24 protein-coding genes are annotated in these 24,517 nt (G+C 33.2%); 2 read left to right on the top strand and 22 right to left on the bottom strand.

Annotation, left to right across the window (positions count from 1 at the left end; translation table 11 throughout):
* Nucleotides 1-1,026: 1,026 nt before the first annotated feature.
* Nucleotides 1,027-1,695, top strand: coding sequence for a hypothetical protein (locus ACFVRR_RS05935; protein ID WP_387325786.1), 669 nt, complete (start codon nucleotides 1,027-1,029; stop codon nucleotides 1,693-1,695).
* A 492-nt stretch (nucleotides 1,696-2,187) separates the two neighbouring features.
* Complete coding sequence (clpP, locus tag ACFVRR_RS05930; protein ID WP_387325783.1) at nucleotides 2,188-2,781, top strand: ATP-dependent Clp endopeptidase proteolytic subunit ClpP; 594 nt, start codon at nucleotides 2,188-2,190, stop codon at nucleotides 2,779-2,781.
* Between the two features lie 82 nt (nucleotides 2,782-2,863).
* Here the strand turns inward: clpP and ACFVRR_RS05925 are convergent, their stop codons facing one another.
* The 22 genes from ACFVRR_RS05925 to sigY form a co-directional block, all read right to left on the bottom strand.
* Nucleotides 2,864-3,121 (bottom strand): HPr family phosphocarrier protein, encoded by a 258-nt coding sequence (locus ACFVRR_RS05925; protein WP_025568719.1) that lies wholly within the window; start codon nucleotides 3,119-3,121, stop codon nucleotides 2,864-2,866.
* 21 nt (nucleotides 3,122-3,142) lie between these two features.
* Nucleotides 3,143-4,093 (bottom strand): DNA-binding protein WhiA, encoded by a 951-nt coding sequence (gene whiA, locus ACFVRR_RS05920; RefSeq protein WP_097973535.1) that lies wholly within the window; start codon nucleotides 4,091-4,093, stop codon nucleotides 3,143-3,145.
* Between the two features lie 39 nt (nucleotides 4,094-4,132).
* Nucleotides 4,133-5,101 (bottom strand): gluconeogenesis factor YvcK family protein, encoded by a 969-nt coding sequence (locus tag ACFVRR_RS05915; RefSeq protein WP_387325779.1) that lies wholly within the window; start codon nucleotides 5,099-5,101, stop codon nucleotides 4,133-4,135.
* Nucleotides 5,101-5,985, bottom strand: a complete 885-nt coding sequence (gene rapZ, locus ACFVRR_RS05910) for an RNase adapter RapZ (protein ID WP_335448208.1) — start codon at nucleotides 5,983-5,985, stop codon at nucleotides 5,101-5,103. Before rapZ ends, ACFVRR_RS05915 begins: the two co-directional genes overlap by 1 nt.
* Nucleotides 5,986-6,012: 27 nt before the next feature.
* Nucleotides 6,013-6,471, bottom strand: coding sequence for an NUDIX hydrolase (locus tag ACFVRR_RS05905; protein ID WP_097973540.1), 459 nt, complete (start codon nucleotides 6,469-6,471; stop codon nucleotides 6,013-6,015).
* A 476-nt stretch (nucleotides 6,472-6,947) separates the two neighbouring features.
* Nucleotides 6,948-7,895: a thioredoxin-disulfide reductase gene (gene trxB / locus ACFVRR_RS05900; RefSeq protein WP_387325775.1), complete on the bottom strand. Its 948-nt coding sequence runs from the start codon at nucleotides 7,893-7,895 to the stop codon at nucleotides 6,948-6,950.
* Between the two features lie 267 nt (nucleotides 7,896-8,162).
* On the bottom strand, nucleotides 8,163-9,662 hold the full coding sequence (locus tag ACFVRR_RS05895) for a tetratricopeptide repeat protein (RefSeq protein ID WP_387325773.1): 1,500 nt from the start codon (nucleotides 9,660-9,662) through the stop codon (nucleotides 8,163-8,165).
* Between the two features lie 165 nt (nucleotides 9,663-9,827).
* Complete coding sequence (locus ACFVRR_RS05890; protein ID WP_387325770.1) at nucleotides 9,828-10,328, bottom strand: acyltransferase; 501 nt, start codon at nucleotides 10,326-10,328, stop codon at nucleotides 9,828-9,830.
* Nucleotides 10,325-10,972, bottom strand: coding sequence for a pyrophosphatase PpaX (gene ppaX, locus ACFVRR_RS05885; protein WP_097973547.1), 648 nt, complete (start codon nucleotides 10,970-10,972; stop codon nucleotides 10,325-10,327). Before ppaX ends, ACFVRR_RS05890 begins: the two co-directional genes overlap by 4 nt.
* 13 nt (nucleotides 10,973-10,985) lie before the next feature.
* Nucleotides 10,986-11,927 (bottom strand): nucleoside recognition domain-containing protein, encoded by a 942-nt coding sequence (locus tag ACFVRR_RS05880; protein ID WP_387325767.1) that lies wholly within the window; start codon nucleotides 11,925-11,927, stop codon nucleotides 10,986-10,988.
* Nucleotides 11,928-11,954: 27 nt separating this feature from the next.
* Nucleotides 11,955-12,767, bottom strand: coding sequence for a prolipoprotein diacylglyceryl transferase (gene lgt, locus ACFVRR_RS05875; RefSeq protein ID WP_387325765.1), 813 nt, complete (start codon nucleotides 12,765-12,767; stop codon nucleotides 11,955-11,957).
* A 21-nt stretch (nucleotides 12,768-12,788) separates the two neighbouring features.
* The gene (gene hprK, locus ACFVRR_RS05870; RefSeq protein WP_097973553.1) at nucleotides 12,789-13,730 is read right to left on the bottom strand and encodes an HPr(Ser) kinase/phosphatase; all 942 of its coding nucleotides are present in this window, start codon (nucleotides 13,728-13,730) and stop codon (nucleotides 12,789-12,791) included.
* A 273-nt stretch (nucleotides 13,731-14,003) separates the two neighbouring features.
* Nucleotides 14,004-14,378: a phage holin family protein gene (locus ACFVRR_RS05865; protein WP_025671435.1), complete on the bottom strand. Its 375-nt coding sequence runs from the start codon at nucleotides 14,376-14,378 to the stop codon at nucleotides 14,004-14,006.
* On the bottom strand, nucleotides 14,379-14,573 hold the full coding sequence (locus ACFVRR_RS05860; RefSeq protein ID WP_025568734.1) for a PspC domain-containing protein: 195 nt from the start codon (nucleotides 14,571-14,573) through the stop codon (nucleotides 14,379-14,381).
* A 336-nt stretch (nucleotides 14,574-14,909) separates the two neighbouring features.
* On the bottom strand, nucleotides 14,910-17,768 hold the full coding sequence (gene uvrA, locus ACFVRR_RS05855; protein ID WP_387326060.1) for an excinuclease ABC subunit UvrA: 2,859 nt from the start codon (nucleotides 17,766-17,768) through the stop codon (nucleotides 14,910-14,912).
* Between the two features lie 14 nt (nucleotides 17,769-17,782).
* Complete coding sequence (gene uvrB / locus ACFVRR_RS05850; protein ID WP_387325761.1) at nucleotides 17,783-19,768, bottom strand: excinuclease ABC subunit UvrB; 1,986 nt, start codon at nucleotides 19,766-19,768, stop codon at nucleotides 17,783-17,785.
* A 283-nt stretch (nucleotides 19,769-20,051) separates the two neighbouring features.
* Entirely contained in the window at nucleotides 20,052-21,320 is a 1,269-nt protein-coding gene (locus tag ACFVRR_RS05845) for a hypothetical protein (protein WP_387325759.1), read from the bottom strand.
* A gap of 13 nt (nucleotides 21,321-21,333) precedes the next feature.
* The gene (locus tag ACFVRR_RS05840; protein WP_387325757.1) at nucleotides 21,334-22,176 is read right to left on the bottom strand and encodes a hypothetical protein; all 843 of its coding nucleotides are present in this window, start codon (nucleotides 22,174-22,176) and stop codon (nucleotides 21,334-21,336) included.
* Nucleotides 22,173-22,862, bottom strand: a complete 690-nt coding sequence (locus tag ACFVRR_RS05835) for an ABC transporter ATP-binding protein (protein ID WP_387325754.1) — start codon at nucleotides 22,860-22,862, stop codon at nucleotides 22,173-22,175. The genes ACFVRR_RS05840 and ACFVRR_RS05835 overlap by 4 nt, the downstream gene beginning before the upstream one ends.
* Complete coding sequence (locus ACFVRR_RS05830; RefSeq protein WP_025568295.1) at nucleotides 22,863-23,255, bottom strand: GntR family transcriptional regulator; 393 nt, start codon at nucleotides 23,253-23,255, stop codon at nucleotides 22,863-22,865.
* 414 nt (nucleotides 23,256-23,669) lie between these two features.
* The gene (locus tag ACFVRR_RS05825; protein ID WP_387325750.1) at nucleotides 23,670-23,966 is read right to left on the bottom strand and encodes a DUF5345 family protein; all 297 of its coding nucleotides are present in this window, start codon (nucleotides 23,964-23,966) and stop codon (nucleotides 23,670-23,672) included.
* Nucleotides 23,959-24,498: an RNA polymerase sigma factor SigY gene (gene sigY / locus ACFVRR_RS05820; RefSeq protein WP_387325748.1), complete on the bottom strand. Its 540-nt coding sequence runs from the start codon at nucleotides 24,496-24,498 to the stop codon at nucleotides 23,959-23,961. Before sigY ends, ACFVRR_RS05825 begins: the two co-directional genes overlap by 8 nt.
* Nucleotides 24,499-24,517: the final 19 nt, after the last annotated feature.

Raw genomic sequence — 24,517 nt, 5'->3', positions numbered from 1 at the left:
TCTCAGTAGGTTAATGCAAGGAGCAGCTCGATTGGTATTTCACCACAAATATGTTTACTCTGTCCCACCCTTGCCTCAGTATGTAATTGCAAGTAGCGGCTCGGCAAGTGCGCTTGAAGTAGTTTCATGGGAGCATATTCATTCGTGCTCTATCCACTGAGCTACGAACGCATATTAATATAAAGTTAAAATAAGTATATCGTATCTGTCGCTCCAATCTCAGTAGGTTAATGCAAGGAGCAGCTCGATTGGTATTTCACCACAAATATGTTTACTCTGTCCCACCCTTGCCTCAGTATGTAATTGCAAGTAGTGGCTCGGCAATATACTATAAGTTAAAATAAGAGTTTCGTATTTCCCACCCCAATCTCAGTAGGTAATTTCAAGGTGTGGCTCGATTGGTGTTTCACCACTAATATGTTTACTCTGTCCCACCCTTGCCTCGGTATGTAATTGCAAGTAGCGGCTCGGCAATATAATTTAAGTTAAAATACGAATATCGTATTTTCCACCCCAATCTCAGAAGGTAGTCGCAAGGAGTGGCTCGATTGGTGCGCTGATGTTTCGCTACGAAGCTTATTCGGACGTGCTTTATCCAACTGAGCTGTAGTCATATAAGACCATGATTAATTTAGGAAACAAGGATAAAGAATTAGATTTTTTGGAAAATCTTATAAAATCTTATGTTTTATTATATCGTTAGAATGTTCTGACCGCAATGATTTAGGTTTCTTTTTGAGTATGAAAATATTCTTTAAATTGGAAAAGAAGAAGATGCACATGGGATTGATTTGTGTGCATCTTCTTTGATGATCATTATTAAATAGGTTTTTTCCGTTTTTTGATGACTTGTTGATACCAGTATAAGCTTTTTTCTTGATTCTTTTTAGTGTGTCCTTTCCTTCGTTGCCTTTAACAAATATTTTAGTTTTTGATATATTGTCACATTTACTTCCATTTTTTTGTTAAATTTTGCTAAAATTATTTTAGGGAACGTTTCCAAATTAATTGAATTGGAGATTTTGTATGAAAAAAATATTATATTTATTTCCTATTTTGATTTTATGTGGTTTTTTCTTTTTGTTTCCTAACTCATCTCATGCAGAAAATAATAATAGCTCAGCAGATTTGCCACTTTTTTCTGAAAATCTTGATTTGACTCCTGAACAAATTGAAGAACGTTTTAATTTAATTAATTCTACTTATAAGATAGGGGAACCATTTAATAAATCTGATACAGATTTTATAAAAAATTATGCTCAAATTTCAGTTGAACCTACTATACAAGGTCGTTCTATAAAATGGGTGCCTTTGGGAGGCACAGTAAATAAATCCTTTAATAAAACTAAAACATCACAAGGAGTAAATGTTAATTTTTCAGGCAAGGTATATTATACTTCAGGTTTGTTAACAAATTCGTATAAAGGAAATATTAAGGCCAGTATTGCATCAGGTTCTTCTAAAGTAAAAAGTATGAAATTGGTTACAACACATTCTGCTTATGGAGTAGTAGGTAGTGGGGGTACTTATGTTGGATTAGTACACGATTCTAGTCTAAGTACTAGTTTAACTGGAAAAAGTATAGCTATGGATAAGACTAAAAAATATAGCGCTGCGTTAGTTGTACATACATATACAAATGCGTATGTTACAGTTAATACCACATCAGGTAGTTTTAATTTGTATGCTTTTTAAAACTAAAGGAGATAAAAAATGGGATCTATAAATTTATTTAATTTAATGATTATACTTGGTATTTTAAGTGGTATAGTTTATTTATGTATGAAATTAATAAGGAAAATTAAGCAAAAAATTAATTTAAACAAAAAAATATAAATTCATGACGTCCTCTGTATATAGGGGACTTTTTTTATTGTTCGCTTCTTCCTTTCTCACGTTCTCATTTTGAAAGGTTCTACATACTATCCACAAGCCGAGAATATACTCCAATAATTTAGTTATTAGTTTTTTAACTAATCAAAAGAAAAACTACATAAAGTTACGTTTAATAATAGGAAAAGTCGTTAATGATGTTGAAGTATTAGATAAATAGATATGTTATAAGAGGTCAATATTTTTTAGTTTAAATAATACATTAAATATAGCATCTCTTTTATTTGACCTTTTCTGACCTTAAAGGTATTATTGTATTAATCATTCATTTGTTTTAAACAAGGAGGAGAAAAAATGAATTTAATTCCTACAGTTATTGAACAAACAAGTCGTGGTGAGCGTGCGTATGATATATACTCTCGTCTATTAAAAGACCGCATCATCATGTTAGGTAGCGCAATCGATGATAACGTAGCTAACTCAATTGTTTCACAACTTTTATTTTTAGCAGCAGAAGATCCAGAAAAGGATATTTCATTATACATAAATAGTCCAGGAGGAAGTATTACTGCTGGTATGGCTATTTATGATACGATGAACTTTATTAAGCCTCAAGTATCTACAATTTGTATTGGTATGGCGGCTTCAATGGGTGCTTTCTTATTATCTGCTGGGGAAAAAGGAAAGAGATATGCACTTCCAAATGCAGAAGTTATGATTCACCAACCATTAGGTGGTGCTCAAGGTCAAGCTACTGAAATCGAAATTGCAGCTAAGCGAATCTTGTTCTTACGTGATAAATTAAACAAAATTCTTGCAGATCGTACTGGTCAACCATTAGATACGATCGAGCGTGATACAGAGCGCGATAACTTTATGACTGCAGACCGTGCATTAGAATACGGTTTAATTGATAAAGTAATTTCTAATACTGCATCTATTAAATAATAATAAAAAACTAGCCGTAATTTTTCGGCTAGTTTTTTTATAGAAAAAAATTGGACATCCAACTTGTGAATGTCCAATTACATTAAATTTCTTCTCCGATAAAGTCCATTACGGCTTCCATCGCTTCAACTTCATCGTCACCAGTAACAGTAATTACAATTTCTTCTCCATGAGGTACAGCAAGACTCATAACACCCATAATACTCTTAACGTTTACTTGTTTACCTTTGTAAGCTAATAATACTTCTGAACGAAATCTCGTAGCAACTTGAACAAATTGTGCAGCTGGACGGGCCTGTATTCCAGTTTCTAATAGTACTCTCCCTTTTTTCTCAATCATTTTTTTCTTCCCTCTTAACTTTTATTTTATTTTTATTGGTTCTCCCGCTCTTAGTTTATCAGCTATTTCATCAATTTTACGTAGTCGATGATTGATTCCTGATTTACTAATTGCACCGCTAGATACCATTTCACCTAACTCTTTTAATGTTACATCCTCATACGCTACTCGAAGTTCTGCAATTTCACGTAGCTTTGGCGGTAATATATCTAAACCAACTGAGCTTTGGATATAACGTATATTTTCAATTTGTCTAAAGGCTGCACTGATCGTTTTATTTAAGTTCGCAGTTTCACAATTTACTAGACGATTAACACTGTTTCTCATATCTCTTACAATGCGGATATCTTCAAACCTTAATAAAGCTGAATGTGCACCAACAACATTTAAAAACTCAGTAATTTTTTCTGCTTCCTTTAAGTACGTAATATAACCTTTACGTCTTTCTAGTGTTTTAGCATTTAATCCGAACTCATTCATTAGACGACAAATTTCTTCCGTATGCTCTTTATATAGTGAAAAAATTTCTAAATGATATGAAGATGTCTCTGGATTATTTACCGAACCACCAGCTAGAAAAGCACCTCTTAAATAGGAGCGTTTACAACATTTCTTCGCAATTAGCTCTTTCGCTATTTCATTCGTAAAGGTAAATCCTTCACCAGTTATATAAAGATCATTTAAAATATGTTTCGCTTCTTCTTTTATTCGAACAATATATACATTGTTCTTTTTAAGACGCATTTTTTTACGAACGAGCAATTCAACGTCCACATCATAAACACGTTTAATTAATACATATATTCTTCTAGCAATTGCTGCATTTTCAGTAACTACATCTACAATAAATTGGCGATTCGCAATTGATAATGAACCATTCATTCGAATTAAAGAGGATAGCTCAGACTTTGAACAACAATCTTTGATCTCAATCGTTGTTAATTCTTTTTTCGTTTCTGATGCAAAGGACATTTGAATCACCCCCTCCTTCTAGCTCTATATATTTTTTCATTATTCTTTTATTTTTGTCGGGATTAGATCACATAAGATTTCAGCTAACTTTACTGTATCATGCCTAATTACATTATCATCATATTTAACGATCGACTTTTGAACAATTTCTAGATTTAAAGATTCAAGCTCATTTATATCTAGTTTTACTTGTTGAGCATGTTCTTCCTTATAAAGTTCTAAAATATTTTTAGGCATTTTGCCTTCATTTACAATAATTGTATCGATAAAACTTGAGTCTAAATGCTGGTATAGAGCCCTTACATGATCACTAGCTGTATAATACAAAGTTTCACCCGCTTGAGTCATCACATTACATACATATACTTTTTTAGCTTTTGAATTTACAACAGCCCTCCCAATTTTAGTAACTAATAGATTAGGAAGAATACTCGTATATAAACTACCAGGTCCAATTACAATTAAGTCAGCACGATTAATTTCATCAAGTGCCTCTTTTAAAGGTTCAACATTTGCTGGTGCTAAAAATACCCTTTTAATCTTCTTACCCGAATAAGGAATTTTTGATTCACCTGAAACAATTGTGCCATCTTCTAATTCAGCTTTTAATACGACACTTTGATTAGCTGCTGGTATAACTTTCCCTCTAACATTTAATACCCTTCTCATTTCAATGATTGCACGGTAAAAATCACCTGTAATCGCAGTCATTGCACTTAGCATTAAATTACCTAGAGAATGTCCAGAAAGGTCTCCAGATGTTGCAAATCGATGCTGGAATAATTCTTCCAACATCGGTTCCACATCTGATAACGCGGCAAGTACATTTCGTACATCACCAGGCGGTGGAATTTTTAACTCGTCACGTAATCGTCCAGAGCTACCACCATCATCTGCGACTGTAACGATAGCGGTAATATCAACGGGATGTTTTTTCAACCCACGAACTAAAACTGATAGTCCTGTTCCGCCTCCAATTATTACTATTTTCGAACGTTGACTAACCATTACTTATGACTCCTTTTTTCAACGTCCCGATGACTAACATTCGTATCGTATTGATCCTTATAGTAGTTAGCTAAATACTCCGCTAAAGTAACAGAGCGATGCTGTCCACCCGTACATCCGATCGCAATGATAAGTTGTCGTTTACCTTCTCTTTTATATTGAGGTAACATGAAACTAATTAAATCAATTAATTTCAGCATAAATTCGGTTGTCTCATTAAATTTAAGAACATAAGACGAAACTTCTTCATCTAAGCCAGTTAAAGGACGCATTGATTCAATATAAAATGGGTTTGGTAAAAATCGTACGTCAAATACTAAATCCGCATCAATCGGTATTCCGTACTTAAAACCGAATGACTGAATATTTACTGAAAAACCTTCTTGTTCATTTTCTCTAAATTGTTCTATTATTTTTTCTCGTAATATTTTAGGCTTTAAATCTGAAGTATCATAAATTAATTGTGCACGCCCTTTTACCTCGGCTAAAAGAGTACGTTCCAACTCAATTCCTTTTAATGGAGAACTCGTTGGAGAAAGTGGATGTGAGCGACGAGTTTCTTTGTATCGAGTAACAAGTGCAGCATTCGTTGCATCTAAAAATAAAATTTGAGGGATGATTGAAGGAGTAGACATTAATTGATCTAGCGAATTTCCTAACTGATCAAAAAATTCTCTTCCTCGTAAATCCATAACAAGAGCAACTTTATCTGTTGTATTGTGATCAGGGTCCTTTAATAGCTCTACAAATTTTGGAAGTAGAGCAGGAGGAAGATTATCGACACAGAAATAACCGATATCTTCTAACGCTTGAACAACGACAGTCTTTCCAGCACCTGACATTCCAGTTATAATAACCATTTTTACATGTGATTTTGTAGGCATTTAACTCAACCCTTTCTATAATTTAGGTTAACTAGGATTTAAACGATATCTTAATAATTCAAAATCCGGTGTATAGACAAAGGTACCATGTAAAATTTCTTTACCCTTTAGTAAATAATCAATAATATGATAGTCACCTGCTGCCATTGGAAGATTTTTCACTTCATCTATTGTATGCCAGCGAAGAATTCCTTCTTCACACTCATCTTGATTTTCGCCGTCAAACTCAGTAGCCAAAAATGAAAACATCATCCATTCATTCACTACCTTAGCATCTTCTTCTATAATAATTGTAAAAACACCTTTTAATTTAGGGTTTTTTAAGTAAACACCTGTTTCTTCACGATATTCACGAACAACTGCTTCTCTAATGTTTTCACCTGGCTCCATCTTACCGCCGGGTGCAACCCACCAGTTTCTTCTAGGTTTTTGTAGCAAGAGGATATTATTTTCATTTACCAAAACACAATGTGTAACTCTTTGCATTTCTTATACCTCACTTACAATTTGGACTTGCAGTTGGTTGAAACTGCCCAATCTATATTATACCGTTAAACTAGTCAGACAACAACTTGTTAAGAGTGGGAATTAGGGTTGAAAGATCCTGGCTAAAGGAAAAAATCTTGTGGGTTCGAACTACGGTTGAGGGAACAAAATCGATCTGATTTACGCGCTTTATCGTGAAGACTAAAGGCGTAGTTACACTTATAATTAATTGTTACTGCGCCCGGTCCTTCTTTGTCGCGCAAATTTATACTTTAGTGCACAAAAAAAGGGAACATGGACAAGCGCATATCCATGTTCCTATATATATTAGGGGGCTCTCTGGTTATTGTCTATATTACAGTAACTATATTTCAAGAGAGTTACACCCTAATTACATATAAGTTTCAGAATATTACAATTTCGTTCACAATTCTAAAACTTAATTTTATATTTCAATTTATCGTTTCTAATCAAGATTAGTTAGTTTTAGATAATTCTTCTTTTAATTCTTCAATATAATGTTGTACTGCTTGAGCAGCAACACTTCCGTCTCCAGTAGCTGTTACAACTTGACGTAAAGTTTTTTCACGAACATCACCAGCTGCAAAAATACCTGGTACTCTTGTTTCCATCACATCATTTGTTTCGATATATCCATTTTCATTTGTAATACCTAAACTTAAGAATGGTTTTGTTAATGGAAGCATTCCAATATAGATAAATACGCCATCTGTTTTAAATTCAGATTCTTCACCATTTTGAGTATCTACAAGCGTTACGCTACTTACTTTACCATCAGTTCCGTTAACTTCTTTAATTGTTGAATTCCAAATAAATGAAATTTTTTCATTTGCAAATGCACGGTCTTGAAGAATTTTTTGAGCTCGTAATTGATCTCTACGGTGAACGATTGTAACTTTAGAAGCATATCGAGTTAAATATACGCCTTCTTCTACTGCTGAATCTCCGCCACCTATAACAACTAATTCTTTATCCTTAAAGAATGCTCCATCACAAACTGCACAGTAAGATACACCACGTCCGCCAAGCTCTTGCTCACCTGGAACACCAATTTTTTTGTATTCTGCACCAGTTGAAATAATAATTGCGCGTGCTTTGTATTCTTTTTTACCAGCAATGATTGTTTTATATTCTTTACCGTCGATAATTTCTTTAATGTCACCATAAGCGTATTCAGCACCAAATTTTTTCGCATGATCAAACATTTTATTTGATAAATCTGGACCTAAAATACTATCAAAACCTGGGTAGTTTTCAATTTCTTCAGTATTTGCCATTTGTCCACCTGGAATACCACGTTCCATCATTAATGTAGAAAGATTTGCACGAGATGTATATACAGCTGCAGTCATCCCTGCAGGACCAGCTCCAATGATAATAACATCATAAATTTTTTCTTCCATTTCTTAATCACTCCTTGTACTTAAATGGCTAATTGCCCTACTTCATTAACTATCACTATCCTAATACGCGATGACATAAAACAACAAATCATATGCTCATGATAAAGAAAACTCTTAGACTGACGAGCCATTAAGGCGAAGTCAGAGGCGTAGTTGCACTTATACTTAATTCTAGAATCGGCTACCACATCGAGTACAAATCCTTGCTGCCAATTTATACTTACCTTAATGAGAAATAAAGAAAGCTTGCATTAACACCATCTGGTATTAAAACAAGCTTCGAATGGCGTTAATGCCTTTATTTAATAAATAGGTAGAGATATTATAGTTTGCTGCAATTTTCTTTTGTGATACACGTTTTACTTCATTTTCAACAAGATAATGTGTAGCAGCTAATAAAACATCTTCATTTACTGGTAATTCTTTATATTTTAATGTAAGTTCACATATAGCGAAAAACCATAATTGAAGATGATTACGTAGTATTATATAATCTTCTTCCCAAGTCGTCTGTACTTTCTTTGCTCCGTTAATCGCAATATTCAGTGATGGATGCGGCTCTAGATAACACATATTATTTAGAAGTACTTGTTCTAATTGTTCATCAAGACCAATATTTTCTAATGGATTTAAATCTTGAAGGATAGAACTGAATTTTTGTTCATAATAATATTCCTTCATAAAATAGATTAATCCCCATCTCTCACTATTCGAATTGGAGTATTTTGCTTGGTACTCTGTTTCAGCCATTAATTGTTCGATTTCATTTGATGAATGTTTTTTTTCGGCCCATGGAGCCAATTCCTCATGATCATCAAATTCACTTGTCATTTCAAAATTCCAAATACGCTCCGCCGTTTCAATTCTTCCAGATTGATAAGCTGCATCACAGAACATATAATAAAACTGTATTTCTCGATCTGGTCTTTCCATATAAAGTAAATTAAATAACTTATAAGCTTCTTCATACTTCTTGAACTGATAGAAAAGTACGCCAAGCTTGTGACGGTGCTCTTCAGAGATTGGAACAATATTTGATAAGCCTTCAAGATATTGCAGAGCAATTTCTTGTTCATTTAATATTCTTTTTAGCATTGTTAAATGAATTAAGGCTGATAAATTACCTGGATTTTGTTCTAAAACATATTGTAATACTCTTTCAGCTTCCTCAGGATTACCTAAATGAAGCTCTACTAAAGCTAAGTTATTATGAGCTGGCCAAAATTCTTGATACTTATCAACAATAGTAAGTAAAGTTGTTTTAGCAGATTTCCAATCATGATTTGCCAAATAGCTTGTAACTCGCTCTTGAAGTACTAATAAATCATCATTAATACTTAAATCATCATCTTCTTCACTATGAATAATATCTAAATAGTCTTCTAGTTCTTCTAATTGCTCTTCATCTGTGCCAATTTCTAAATACTTTTGAGCATACAAATTAGCTTTTTGGAATAATCCTAATTCAAAAAATGCAAATGCTAATAAATAATATACATCCTCATTTGTTGGATATTTATCTAAAATATATTCTAAAATGGTTATTGTAGTTTGATATTGATGTAATGATAAAAGCTTTCTAGAAATATCTATAAGAACTGTTTGATTTTCTTCATTTTCAGCAGCTTTTTTTAAATAATAAATCGCTTGCTCAGAATCGTTACTATTATAAGCTTTCATCCCTTTTTCATAGAAATAATCTTTCGGTAACGAGAACGAAACGACATTATGAAATTGATTTGTTTGATTCCCCAAATTTTCAGACATTCGATCCTCCAGTTTTTCAAGCTTATCACAGTATATCACATAAAAAGAGGAAATAGTCGCCGTCCAAATTATAAGAATTTTAGACGAACGTACAATTTCCACATTATCTAAATAAGTTGTCAAAGTATTATTTTAACCGAAACAAAAAATATTGAAAACCACTTTTTAAATAGTAGTTTCAGATTGAGGTAATGAAATAATAACCATCGGATTACCTCCAACGAATGCACCAGCTGGAACATCCTTGTTGACTAGTGTTGCAGCTGAAACTTTCGCATCATCGCCTATTGTGACACCCGGCAGGATTGTCGTATTTGCACCAACTAACACATTATTACCAATAATGACTTCTCCTAATCGATATTCATTAATTAAATATTCATGCGCTAAGATTGTTGTATTATAGCCGATAATCGAATTCTTACCTACTGAAATTAATTCCGGAAACATTAAATCAGGCGTTACTTTAAATGCAAAGGATGCATACTTTCCTACTTTCATTCCAATGAGATTCCTATACATCCAGTTTTTTAGTCTAAAGAAAGGGATATAACGAGCTATTTCAATGACAATCGTATTTCGAAATGTTTTCCAAAACGAAACAGTCTTGTAGACTTGCCAAAGTGAATTTTCACCTTCAATTAGGTAGCGTTTCGTTTTCCTCAATTCTCATCAATTCCTAAAATTGGTAACAAATCACTCATTTTTTCAAGCATAAAATCAGGTTTAAAAGTTGCTAAAAATTCTTTACCTTTTAGTGACCAAGCAACACCTGCTGTTTTCGTTCCAGCATTTCGACCACCTTCAATATCATGGTAATTATCGCCCACCATAATACTCTCTTCAGGAATAGAATTTAATTTTTTTAGAGCTAATTGAATCGGTTCTGGATGTGGTTTTGCATTTTGCACGTCATCAATTGTGATAACAGTATCAAAGAATTGCTTTAATCGACTAAAACTTAAGCCCATTTCAACAACATTTCGTGCCTTTGTTGTGACAATCCCAATTTTATATCCTAATTTGTGTAAAGTTTCAATCGTCTCATAAACCGTTTCATACTCCTCAACAAACTCATCATGCATCTCCATATTAAAACTACGATATTCCGAGATGAACTCGTCAACTCTTTCTGCATCTACCGTAGAGAATGATTCAGTTAAAGTTGGACCCATAAAAGGTATAACATGTTCACGTTTATATTGTTCAGGATAATATTTATTCAAAGTATGCAAGAATGAAGCAATAATTAATTCATTTGTATTGATTAAAGTACCATCTAAATCAAATAGGATTGTATTAATTTTCATAAGAAATTCCTTTCTATTTCACTTCAGCTTTTAAACTTGATTCAGTTTCTCTACCTACTCTTCCTACGATTCTTGCAACTATACAAGTAACAACTAATGCGACAAAGAAACGAATTAAGAATAAGTATAAAACTGGAATCCCTAAAGGAATAAAGAGAAGTGTATCTTCTACTACAGCATGACAAGCTACTAAAAATAAGAAAACGAGGTATAAATCTCGTTTCGAAACACCATCTTCTTTAACGGCTTGAATCATAACACCTGCTCCAAAAGCTAATCCAAAAAACAATCCCGCAGCTAATGTAACTCCAGCTTTTTCTTCAACACCGATTAATTTAGTAAATGGAGATAATGCTGTTGTTATATAATTCATCCACCCAAAGTCTTTTGCAATTTGAATAACTAGCATTAATGGAAAAACAATTTTAATAAGGTTTAAAATACCAATTAATGACGAGATGATGGCATTATAAACGATATCCCATCCTGACTGGTTAACGCTTTCTGCAACAGCAATGCCTTTATGAACAATTTCTGTTCCACCAGACCAAAAGAAATGAATACAAATAGCAGATATAATTGCAAATCCAATCCTTACTAAAACAACAAAAGATGCTCGAACTCCTACAGCAGTAGCTACTGTCGTTTCAACAAATAGATTATGAGAAAAACTTAACATAACTGCAAGTATCAATGCCTCCTTAACAGTTAAATCCATCGGTAGCATTGCTCCAAGGGCTGCATATAGATTTAAAACATTTCCTAAAACTAATACTAATGCTGCATCTCCCTTTAAACCGATAAAACTCATTAATGGTTCAAGAATATTAACAAACCAGTCCATTAGTGCAGTTTCTTTAATAATCGTTAAAATGAAAGAAATAGGGAAAATTATTTTCCCTATTTTCCAAGAAGTTTGTAAACCAACTAGTAACCCTCTCTTTAAAGTTTCCAACGTGCTCCCCACTCCTGTTTTACAAACTTATGCGTCTAAATAACGCTCATTCGATAACCCTTTAACTCTACGATAAACAAGAATGATAATAGATAGTATGATAATTACGACAGATATAAATTGAGCCATTCTAATTGTACTTGTTAACATTAAACTATCTGTTCTTAGTCCTTCAATAAAGAAACGACCAACTGAGTACCAAATTAAATAAGTTAAAAACATTTCACCACGTCTTAGATTCACTCTTCTTAAAATTAGTAAGAAAATAATCCCTAACAAACTCCATAAGGATTCATATAAAAACGTTGGATGATAATATGTTCCATCAATATACATTTGATTAATGATCCAAGCAGGTAAATGAAGACTTTCTAAAAATGATCTAGTTACTGGTCCACCATGAGCCTCTTGGTTCATGAAGTTTCCCCAACGTCCAAGCATTTGGCCTACTAAAATACTTGGTGCTGCAATATCTGCAAGCTTCCAAAATGAAATGCCTCTTTTCTTTGAAAAGAAGTAACTAGCAATAAATGCTCCAATTAAACCACCGTGAATAGCTAATCCGCCATGCCAAATGGCCGGAATTTCACTAACATGCTTAGAATAATAGCTCCACTCAAAGAGCACATAATAAATTCTAGCCCCTATAATTGCTGAGGGTAGAGCCACTAAAATAAGATCCAAAAATGTATCATCAGGTATTCCACGTCGTTTACTTTCACGAATTGCCAACCATAAACCTAATACAACACCTAAACCGATCAATACCCCATACCACTTTATTGAAAGAGGACCTAAGTGTAAAAATACTTTATCTAATGGCTGAATATTTGACTCCATTTCAATTTCCCCACTTTTTCATTAAATTAAATCACTAACATTATTACCGCCTTGAATTACTTTCTCTAAACGATCTGCAAATTGCTGAGCAGCATTTACACCCATATTTTTCAAACGGAAATTCATCGCTGCTACTTCAATAATAACAGCTAAATTTCGACCTGGTCGAACAGGTAATGTGATTTTCGAAATATCTGTATCTAATATTTTAAGTTTTTCATCGTCTAAGCCAACTCGGTCGTAAACCTTTTGGGAGTCCCAAGTCTCTAAATCAATGTTCAACGTAATACGCTTGTAATTACGAACAGAACCTGCTCCGAAAAGAGTCATTACATTAATAATTCCTAATCCACGAATTTCTAATAAATGCTCAATTAATTCTGGTGATGAACCAATAAGCGTATCCTCATCAGTTTGACGAATCTCTACTGAATCATCTGCTACTAATCGATGACCTCGTTTTACTAACTCTAGAGCCGTTTCACTTTTACCCACTCCACTTTTACCAGTAATTAATACACCGACACCATAAATATCTACTAGTACACCGTGTAATGCTGTAGTTGGAGCAAGTTTAGCCTCTAAATAACTCGTAAGTCTACTATACATTTTAGTTGTCTTACTGTTTGAGAGTAAAATTGGTACGCCAGTTTCTTCACCCGCTTCAATTAATTCGGATGGAATTTCTAAACCACGTGTCACGATAATACAAGGCGTATCATCTGCACAAAGTTTTCTTAATCGATTATGTTTTTCTTCGTCAGTTAAGCTATGATAAAAAGTTAATTCTGTTTTCCCTAATAATTGTACTCGATCAGATGGATAGTATGTAAAAAAACCTGCAACCTCTATACCTGGACGAGATAAGTCAGTCGTGTTAATCGAACGATTCAAACCCGCACTTCCACTAATGACCTCTAATTTAAAATACTCAACTAAATTCTTTGTACGTAATTTAGCCATACAAGCCTCCTAAAGATTAATAATTATGTATTATCTCTCATATTGTACCATTTTTAAACTTTGTGGGAAAATGTCGACAAGTCCCTAACTACGCTAAAACGATTAAAAATCATTAATTTAAAAGTGAATTTACTACGATATTTAGTAACTTCAAACAGTTTTAGCATCAGTTAGATAACAACGGAGTTCACATAATGTTCTCAAATCCCATTAATCTAAAAAACAAAAAAAGAGACTCTCAAAAGTACTTTAACTTAAGAGACCCCTCTTTTTCTACCGATGACTATGCTTTTTTTTGTCCTTTGAACCAAACACAAAATATTGAATTAACATACTGAATGTACTAATTAGAATCGATGCGATAATAGCAGTTCCAAATCCATTTACTCGTAAGGCATCCCCTAATAAATAATCAGTAATTTCTAGCGTAAATGCATTAATAATAAACAGGAATAATCCCATTGTAAAAATGGTTACAGGTAAAGTGATTAAAATTAAGATTGGGCGAATAATTGTATTTAAGATTGATAACACCAATGCAGCAATGATAGCCGTTGGAATATTTTTTACATAAAAATCAGGTTGCAGAAATCCTGCTACTACAATAAATACTAAGCTATTAATAGCTAATGAAAATAACCATCTCATTTATTTCACATCACCTTCTTCTGGAACAACAAATATCCAAATTAAATACACAAATAGAAGTGCCCCAAATCCTACGAAGAATAATATTACAAACAGTAAACGGATTAATGTACTGTCTAAATTAAAATACTTACCTAATCCACCACAAACACCTGCAAGCATAGAATCTTTAGAAGATCGATATAGTTTTTTCACAAAAATCTCCTCTCTATCGATACGCCCTCATTTTTTTATCATTACTAATTTTTTTATTTCATTATTTATTCTATGTTAAAACATTAAAGAAATGTGGACTACTTTTCAAGTAAAAGGAACTAAGAATGTCTTTAAGTCCTACTTGTCAATTAATGACCAAATTTTCGTAAAAGGAGTTTAGTGAGCTTGATTTCCACTACAGTATTGACCGTTTTATAGATCAACATTCTGACAAAGAAAAAGAAGAATAGTTGATTTCCGTTTCAGAATGCTTGCTATCCAGCTAGTTCAACTGGAGTTGAGCACCCTTTTCGTTCAAACAACTACTCTTTCACATTAAGATTCCATCACTGCTAATCTTTTTTCCATTCTAGCTTTGTCACGTTCTAAAACTGCTTTTAAATACTTTCCTGTATGAGATGCTTCAACTTTACATAGCTTCTCTGGTGAACCAGTTGCTACGATCGTACCACCTTTGTCTCCACCTTCTGGTCCTAAATCGATTAGATAGTCGGCTGCTTTAATAACGTCTAAGTTATGTTCAATTACAAGTACAGTATCTCCATTATCTACTAGTCTTTGTAAAACAACTAATAATCGTGCAATATCATCAACATGAAGCCCTGTAGTAGGTTCATCTAATATATATAAAGTTCTTCCATTCGTACGTTTATGAAGCTCGGAAGCTAGTTTTACACGTTGTGCTTCTCCACCAGATAAAGTCGTAGCAGGTTGACCTAATGTAATATAACCTAAACCTACATCATTTAACGTTTGAAGTTTACGTTTAATCTTAGGAATATTTTCAAAGAATGAAACGGCATCCTCAACTGTCATATTTAGAACTTCAGAGATCGATTTATCTTTATACTTTACTTCTAAAGTTTCTCGATTATATCGTTTACCATGACAAATCTCACATGGTACGTAAACATCAGGTAAGAAATGCATTTCGATTTTTATAATTCCATCGCCTCGACATGCTTCACATCTACCACCTTTAACGTTGAAGCTAAAACGACCTTTCTTATAACCGCGAACCTTTGACTCATTCGTAGCGGCATATACATCTCGAATATCATCAAACACACCGGTATAAGTAGCCGGATTTGAACGAGGAGTACGACCAATTGGTGATTGATCAATATCAATAACCTTCTCCAATTGTTCAATCCCTTTTATTTCTTTATGCTCCCCTGGACGTACTTTTGATCCATTTAATTTTTGAGCTAATGATTTATATAAAATCTCATTAATTAATGTACTTTTCCCTGATCCTGATACACCTGTTACTGCAACGAATGTACCTAATGGGAATGAAGTTGATACATTTTTTAAATTGTTTTCTTTTGCTCCAACAATTTTAATTTCACGTCCATCGCCTTTTCTACGCTCAAGCGGTACAGGAATAAACTTCTCACCTGATAAGTACTTCCCTGTTAATGAATTTTGATCATTCATTACTTCATTTGGCGTTCCTTGTGATATGACCTGTCCACCGTGAATACCAGCTCCCGGTCCGATATCAATTAAATAATCCGCTGCTAGCATCGTATCTTCATCATGTTCTACAACAATTAATGTATTTCCGATGTCTCTCATATTTAACAATGTTGAGATCAAACGATCATTATCACGTTGGTGTAATCCAATTGATGGCTCATCCAAAATATATAATACACCAGTTAATCTCGAACCAATTTGAGTCGCTAAACGAATCCTTTGAGCTTCTCCACCAGATAATGTACCTGCAGCTCGGTTCAATGTTAAATAATCTAAACCTACATTTACTAAAAAGCCTAAACGCTCTCTAATTTCACGTAGAATTAGATTTGCAATTTTTTCTTGTTTTGGCGTTAAATCAAGCGAACCAAAGAAATCAAATGCTTCTTTAACAGACATTTTTGTTACTTCACCGACATGCAAGCCACCAATAAATACAGCAAGTGCCTCTTTTCTTAGACGATGCCCTTTACAAGTTGGACAATGTTGTTGAGCCATGTATTTTTCCATTTGCTCACGAATAAAATCTGAAGATGTTTCTTTAAAACGTCTTTCTACATTAGAAATAACACCTTCAAATTCAATCATTGCTTCACGTACGTGACCTTGCTCGTTATCATATTTAAAATAGATTTGTTCACCATTACTACCATAAAGAATTTTATCTTGTAGATCTTTTGGTATGTCTTTAAATGGAATATTCATATCAATCCCGTAATGATTACATACACTTTCTAGTAATTGCGGATAATACATCGAGCTAATGGATTCCCACGGTGCTATAGCATTTTCTTTAAGAGTTAATTCATCATTTGGGATCACTAAGTTTATATCTACTTCTAATTTCGTTCCTAATCCATCACATGAATGACAAGCACCAAATGGGCTGTTAAACGAAAACATGCGCGGTTCTAATTCTCCAATTGAGAATCCACATAGTGGACATGCATGATGTTCACTAAAAAGTAATTCCTCTTCACCCATTACATCAATAATAACTCGACCTTCTCCTAGTTTTAATGCCGTTTCAAGAGAATCAGCTAGTCGAGATGCTACACCATCTTTTACAACAATACGGTCAATTACAACTTCGATCGAATGCTTCTTATTTTTCTCTAATTCTATTTCATCAGATACATCAAATAATTCACCGTCAACACGAACGCGCACAAACCCTTGTTTTTTAATTTCTTCAAATACTTTTACATGTGTACCTTTACGACCAGACACCACCGGAGCAAGCACTTGAATTTTCGTTCGTTCAGGATACTCCATTACACGATCTACCATTTGTTCAACTGTTTGAGAAGTAATTTCGATCCCATGATTTGGACAAATCGGCGTTCCAATACGAGCATAAAGAAGTCGCAAATAGTCGTAAATCTCTGTTACAGTACCAACTGTCGAACGAGGATTTCGGCTAGTCGTTTTTTGATCAATTGAAATAGCAGGTGAAAGTCCTTCAATTGAATCAACATCGGGTTTATCCATTTGACCTAAAAATTGACGTGCATACGCAGATAAAGATTCTACATATCTGCGTTGACCTTCTGCATAAATCGTATCAAATGCTAGAGATGACTTACCTGATCCCGATAAACCAGTTACAACCACTAATTGATTACGAGGGATCGTTACATCGATATTTTTTAAGTTATGCGCTCTGGCCCCTTTAATAATTATTTCATTCATACTTTTCAAGTTCTTCACCTCTCAGACTTCAATTCTAATATTAAGTCACGAAGTTCTGTTGCTCGTTCAAAATCAAGCGCCTTCGCTGCGTCCTTCATTTCCATTTCAATTGATTGAATAAATAAATGACGTTCTTTTTTGTTCATTTTCTTATATTTAGCACTAATGCCATTTTCATAAACTTCTTCTTCTTCAGCAACAGAAGTAGCTCGAATCACATCACGTACTTGCTTAATAATCGTTTTAGGAGTAATTCCATGTTTTTGGTTATATTCTTCCTGAATCTCACGACGACGCTTTGTTTCATTAATCGCAATATTCATCGAATTCGTCATTTTATCAGCATACATAATAACATGACCATTTGAATTCCTTGCTGCTCGACCAATTGTTTGGATTAATGAACGTTCAGATCGTAAAAATCCTTCTTTATCTGCATCTAAAATGACAACTAATGAAACTTCAGGAATATCTATTCCTTCTCGTAAAAGGTTAATACCAATTAACACATCATATTTACCTAAACGAAGATCACGAATAATTTCAATTCGTTCAAGCGTTTTAATTTCAGAATGCAAATAGTTAACCTTAATACCGATTTCTTTCAAATAATCCGTTAAGTCTTCAGACATTTTCTTTGTTAGAGTAGTAATTAGTACTCTCTCATTTTTAGCAATACGATTACGAATTTCATCGATTAGATCATCAATTTGACCTTCAATCGGACGAACATCTATCGTTGGATCTAGTAGACCTGTTGGACGAATAATTTGCTCTACCTTCTCAGGACACAGTTCTAGCTCATATGGTCCAGGTGTCGCAGTTACGTATATAGTTTGTTGCACTTTTTCCACAAACTCTGCAAATTTTAAAGGTCGATTATCCAAAGCAGAAGGCAGACGGAATCCATGATCTACTAATACTTGTTTTCGAGCTTGGTCACCGTTAAACATTCCTCGGATTTGCGGAACTGTAACATGTGACTCGTCAATCACCATTAAGAAATCTTCTGGAAAATAATCTAATAATGTATAAGGCGTAGAACCTGGTGGTCTCAGCGTTAGATGACGGGAATAGTTTTCAATTCCTGAACAAAATCCCATTTCGTTCATCATTTCTAAATCATATCTAGTTCGCTGCTCAAGCCTTTGAGCTTCTAGTAACTTACCGTTATCTCTCATTTCCTTTAAACGTTCTTCTAACTCAACTTCAATATTTTTAATGGCAATTTTCATTTTTTCTTCACGTGTAACGAAGTGGGAAGCCGGGAAAATTGCAACGTGTTCACGGTCACCTAAAATTTCGCCTGTTAATGCATCCACTTCTCTAATTCTCTCAATTTCATCACCAAAAAATTCCACACGAATACAGTGCTCATCACGTGATGCCGGGAATATTTCAACAACATCACCACGAACTCGGAATGTACCACGTGAGAAGTCAATATCATTACGCGCATACTGAATATCTACTAATTTATGTAATAGGTCGTCCCTACTAATTTCCATTCCAGTACGAAGAGAACAAACTAATTCACGATATTCTTCAGGAGAACCTAAACCGTAAATACAAGAAACACTCGCTACAATAATGACATCCTTACGTTCAAAAAGGGAAGAAGTTGCAGAGTGACGTAACTTATCAATTTCATCATTAATACTTGAATCTTTTTCAATATAAGTATCCGTTTGAGGTACATAAGCTTCTGGCTGAAAATAATCATAGTAACTAACGAAATACTCAACTGCATTATTTGGAAAAAAATCTTTTAATTCACTATATAATTGCCCTGCTAATGTTTTATTGTGAGCAAATACTAATGTTGGTTTTCCTATTTCTTTAATTACATTTGAAATGGTAAACGTTTTTCCCGTACCTGTAGCACCTAATAAAACTTGATGCTCTTTACCATTTTTAACCCCATCAACTAACTGCTTAATCGCATTTGGCTGGTCACCTTGAGGTGAATAATTAGAAACTACCTCGAAATTCTGCTCCATCTTCCCCGCCTCCATTTCCAAAACATACCTATCCTTCTATTTTACCACAAAATTTCAAAAATCAATCAAAAACAGAACAAACGTACTTTAAAAATAATCATCTTTACATAATATCGATGTTTAAGTACGAATTCAAGTAATTAAACTAGAACGTACATTCCTTAAGTGAAGGATGAGATAAAAAAAGAACAGGAATAAAGAAATAATAAGGTGTAGGAAAAGATTTTATAACGTTTATAAAATCTTTTCCTATAACCCATGTCTTTTCTTTTTCCTGCCCTACTTATTCAACCTTAAAATCATATATCTGTAATTTTTTTAATGCTTTACTAGCATTTCCTTTACTATTCTTTACTTCTATCTTACCTTCGAAAACACTTTGTCCATTTGCTAAGTCAATAATACTGAATTCTTTATTGCTCTTTTCTGGACCTTCTACATTATTCGTAATTGCGTACAGTTTTCCGTCAATGATTTTATAATTTGAAAGATTATTACCATTAATTTTAGAAGCAAGCACTGGTACACCTTCAACTTTATTATTGTTAAGGTTATACTTTAATACTGAAAGATCTTTATCACCGTTCGTTATAAAATACAAGTTATCTTTATCAATAATTACATTACTCCGCTTCAATTGTTCTTTTTGTTCTTTCGATAAATTTAAAGGTTCTTCTTTATCAGTTTCTAAATTAAATACGAATACTTCATTACTAATTTCTTCAGTTGTTGTTTCTCCATTCGTTTGAACTGTATCCCTTAGTTTTGCCTTTTTGTAGACACTGAATTTAGAAGGAATCGTTTGATCTGATTCTGATATCGTATTTTGTAATTCAGTATGAGTGTGTGTCTTTTGGTCATTGGATGATCTATTAATCACTTTACGATCAACAATTTTCTTTTGGTTTACATTAATTCGATACATAACTAGTTCAGTTTGATCGACATTTACATCTGATTTTGTATTATTATCTATCGTTTTATTTTGATAAGTAGTGACAACTAAATCTTTACCAATTAATTGTACATCCTCTACATCTATATATGAGTAGTTTTCTTCACCTGGAATATCAATTTTAAATTTATAACGGTCTTTATTTTGAAGATCAAGACCATCTATATACATTTTAAAATGATTATTTTGATGCTCATACGTACCATCAAGTCTTCCACCTTTTACTTCGGCGTGCCATGCAAAATCTTTATCGATATAAAATTGAGAAGAAGAAATTTTTCCGCGCATAAAGTTTCTTTCTTTCTTTTTTAAATCATTTAATTTTTTTAAGTCATAGTATTCACTATCAAGTTCACTAAGAATTGAATTAGTATCTCTATATTCACTTCCGGCAGAAGTGATACTTAAGCCCCTACCTCCATCCTGACCGTATCCACCGCTAAGAACTAAATTTTTAACGTATTTCGAATCTCCATTTTCGGTCTTTAAGTAAAATTTAGGCAACTTGCTTTCTGACATAGCTACTTTCGTAAAAAACGTACCTAAACTGATTGTCGTGACAACGGCTATTACTGCCAAATTACGATATCGCTTCATTCTTAACTCCTCCTTACACCGATACTTTGTTTTTTAATAAATATTTACTAAATAAGATTGAACCTGTAATAATGATTGCAAAAAGACCTATTTCCATATAAATGACTTCGCTTGGATAAAATGAGAAATCATTTCCAAAAACGTAAGATTGAATAATCTCTGGTATAAGAATTAAAACTACTATCACCATAGCGTATAAAATCCCAAATAATATACCTTTCCAGCGATAACTACGTTCTAATAGTATGAATGTGAAAAGGGTAAACACTAAGCCCATTCCAATAAGGTACCTAAAAATAAAATCCACAAAATTACTTGGTAAAATCATTTGAAAAATATTAGGACCCATAACAAGATTAATCGTATTCATTTTTCCTAAAAGTTCACTTGGAATGATTTGTTGAAATACGTTTATTTCAATTGGTAAAAGTATTAGTTGAAAAGCGAGTAAACTCAACACCATAATTAAGATCGTAGTCGCTTTTGCAAAGTAAATTGTCATTCTTGAAGTTGGAAGCATAAATAAACGGTAAATAAATGTGTTTTTTCCGAAATAATCTCTGTACCAAATGATAAAAACATAGAACATCATTAAAGCGATACTGATCACAATAGGTCCAATAAATAATGCATGATTAGCAACCTGGTTAAAACTAATCAATCCATTCCTTGTAATAAATTCCTCCGTTGCTTTCATAGAGCTTGCGTAATTTGCATCATTCGCCATTTTCATATAAGAAGACTTTACTGCAAATAAACTCACAAACTGCGAAATTGCTACTATAATAAGTAATCCTATATATAATTTAAAAAATCGATTAACTTCAAAATTTACTAGTTTTAAATATCGACTCACGATTCGTACACCTCTCTCATTACATCCATCACTGATTTACCTTCTTCTAATCGAATTTCTTCTGTGTAAAACTCTTTCAGAATTTCGCCGTTATCTAATAAAACAACCTTATCGATTAAATGCTCAATATCACTAATTTCATGCGTTGTTATAATCACGCCACGATCCTCAATTAGGTGACTCGTAAACACTTTTGCAATTTGTTCTCTACTAAACATATCGATACCAGAAAAAGGTTCATCCATTAGAACATAATCAACATCAAGTCCTAAACCAAAAAGTAAATTGGCTTTTGCAGCATTTCCTTTTGAAAGCTCACCTAGTTTCTCGTCTTCCTTTAAACGGAAAAATCCAAGTAATTCTTTAGCACGCTCTGGATTCCAATTTACATAAAAATCCTTCATAAACTGCATTGCTTCTCCAACTGTAAAACTAGGTAGCATTGTAAGTACATCTGGAATAAACGTGATATTTTCGTACATTGTATGATTTATTTTCTTATCATCTATTAATATTTCACCGCAATCGATTGGCGTAATCCCCATAATTGCCTTCATCGTTGTAGACTTTCCCACACCATTAATACCAATTAAACAAGTGATTTCTCCTTTATTTGCTGTGAAAGAAATATCACGTAAAACATTTTTCCGACCATATTTTTTTGAAACATTTTTTACTTGGATCATTTAAGCCTCTCCTTTCCCTTCTTCTTTTATCTTTTGTTCATAGTTTTGTTTCACCATTGTAAGTAACTCTTCAACCGGAACATTTATTACTTTAATTGAATCGACAAATTCATTTACAGCTTCCATAATTAATTCATTTCGTACACCATTTAACACTTTTATATCAGTCGTAATCTTACTAGGGAAATTTCGTTCAGTCGTAATCAATCCTTGTTCCTCCATTTCCTTGTATGCTTTTTGTACAGTATTTGGATTTATATTAAATTGAACAGCTAATTCTCTTCTTGATGGTATTTCTTGACCAGCTTCTAATAGTCTTTTGGCAATTTGTTGTTTAAAATGCCTAACGACCTGTAAATAAACGGGTTCACGGTTATTCACTATAAATTCCATCAATCCACCTCCTCGTTCTTAATACAATTTAATTAGTATGTGTGTGTACCACTTAGTTCATACACCTAATACATAACTATGCGTATTATTCGATTAATACACCTTATACGTGTACTATACAGGTAATACACTAAAATTGTCAAACATAAATTAAAAATACTAGACTAAAATTGAACCGTTCCAATTAGTCTAGTATTTCCACTCTAACCTTAATTTAGTTTTTTTCGATCTTTTCGAACAACTAAAAAGTAAAAGAAGACACTCGGCCAAGGGAATTGGATCATTCCTAACAACCCCCATAACCAGGCTGAACGATTTCTCTTTTTAGCGTTTGTAAAAAGTGTGATACTCTGAGTTATTAAAATTATAAAGACTAAAACTAATATGATAATATTTTCTGTTGTCCATTCCACTTTAGATCAACTCACTTTCAATTTTCTTTTTATCTCGTTTAAAAATAATTGGTAGAACAATAAAGCCTAGACCTTGAATAATAACAATGCTTACTGGTGCCTCTACTGCCATAAGAAGTGCCCCGATGAATAGACTGCATGCTACACAAATAAATACGATTAGTTCTTTAAGATAAATGGTTTTCTTTTTTTCCTGATGAACATTAAGTTTTTCTGTAATTGCACTGATTGAAGGTTCATGTACATTCGTTAATTCATCAAACTGCTTAAATGCTTTAACAATTTCTTCTTTATCCATCTTGCATTAACTCCTTTCTTAATTCCTTCATTCCATTATGAATTCTCGATTTAACCGTTCCTTCTCGAATTCCCATCATATTTCCAATTTCTTCGTTCGTATAGCCGTAGTAATGCTTTAATAATATGGCCGCTCGTACTTCCGACTTTAGCTTTTCAAAACCCTCCATAATATCACTCAACTCAAACCCTTTATAAGCCAACTGCCAATTTAAGGAACGTGATAATTCTACGGACTCATTTTTTTGCCAAAACCATTCACGTTTTTTCTTTCTTTGTTGATCTAAATAAAGTCTAGTAGCGATTGTAATTAGCCAAGTTGAAAATTTGGATTGGCCGTTGTATTTCTTTATATTGTCATAACCTTTCAGCATCGTGTCCTGCACTAAGTCTTCTGCTGTTTGTTGATTTAACGTCATCTTTAAAACGTACTTATATAAAAAGGAATAATGGATTTGAAAAAGTTTAGCAAATGCATCTTGGTCACCTTGCTGAGCATACTTTATAATTTCTAATTCATCTAGTTCAGCCATTTCTTCCTCCTTCCTAGCT

The organism is Gottfriedia sp. NPDC057948 (assembly GCF_042887255.1).
GTDB lineage: Bacteria > Bacillota > Bacilli > Bacillales > Bacillaceae_G > Gottfriedia.
This window is presented reverse-complemented; position numbering and strand designations above follow the sequence as displayed.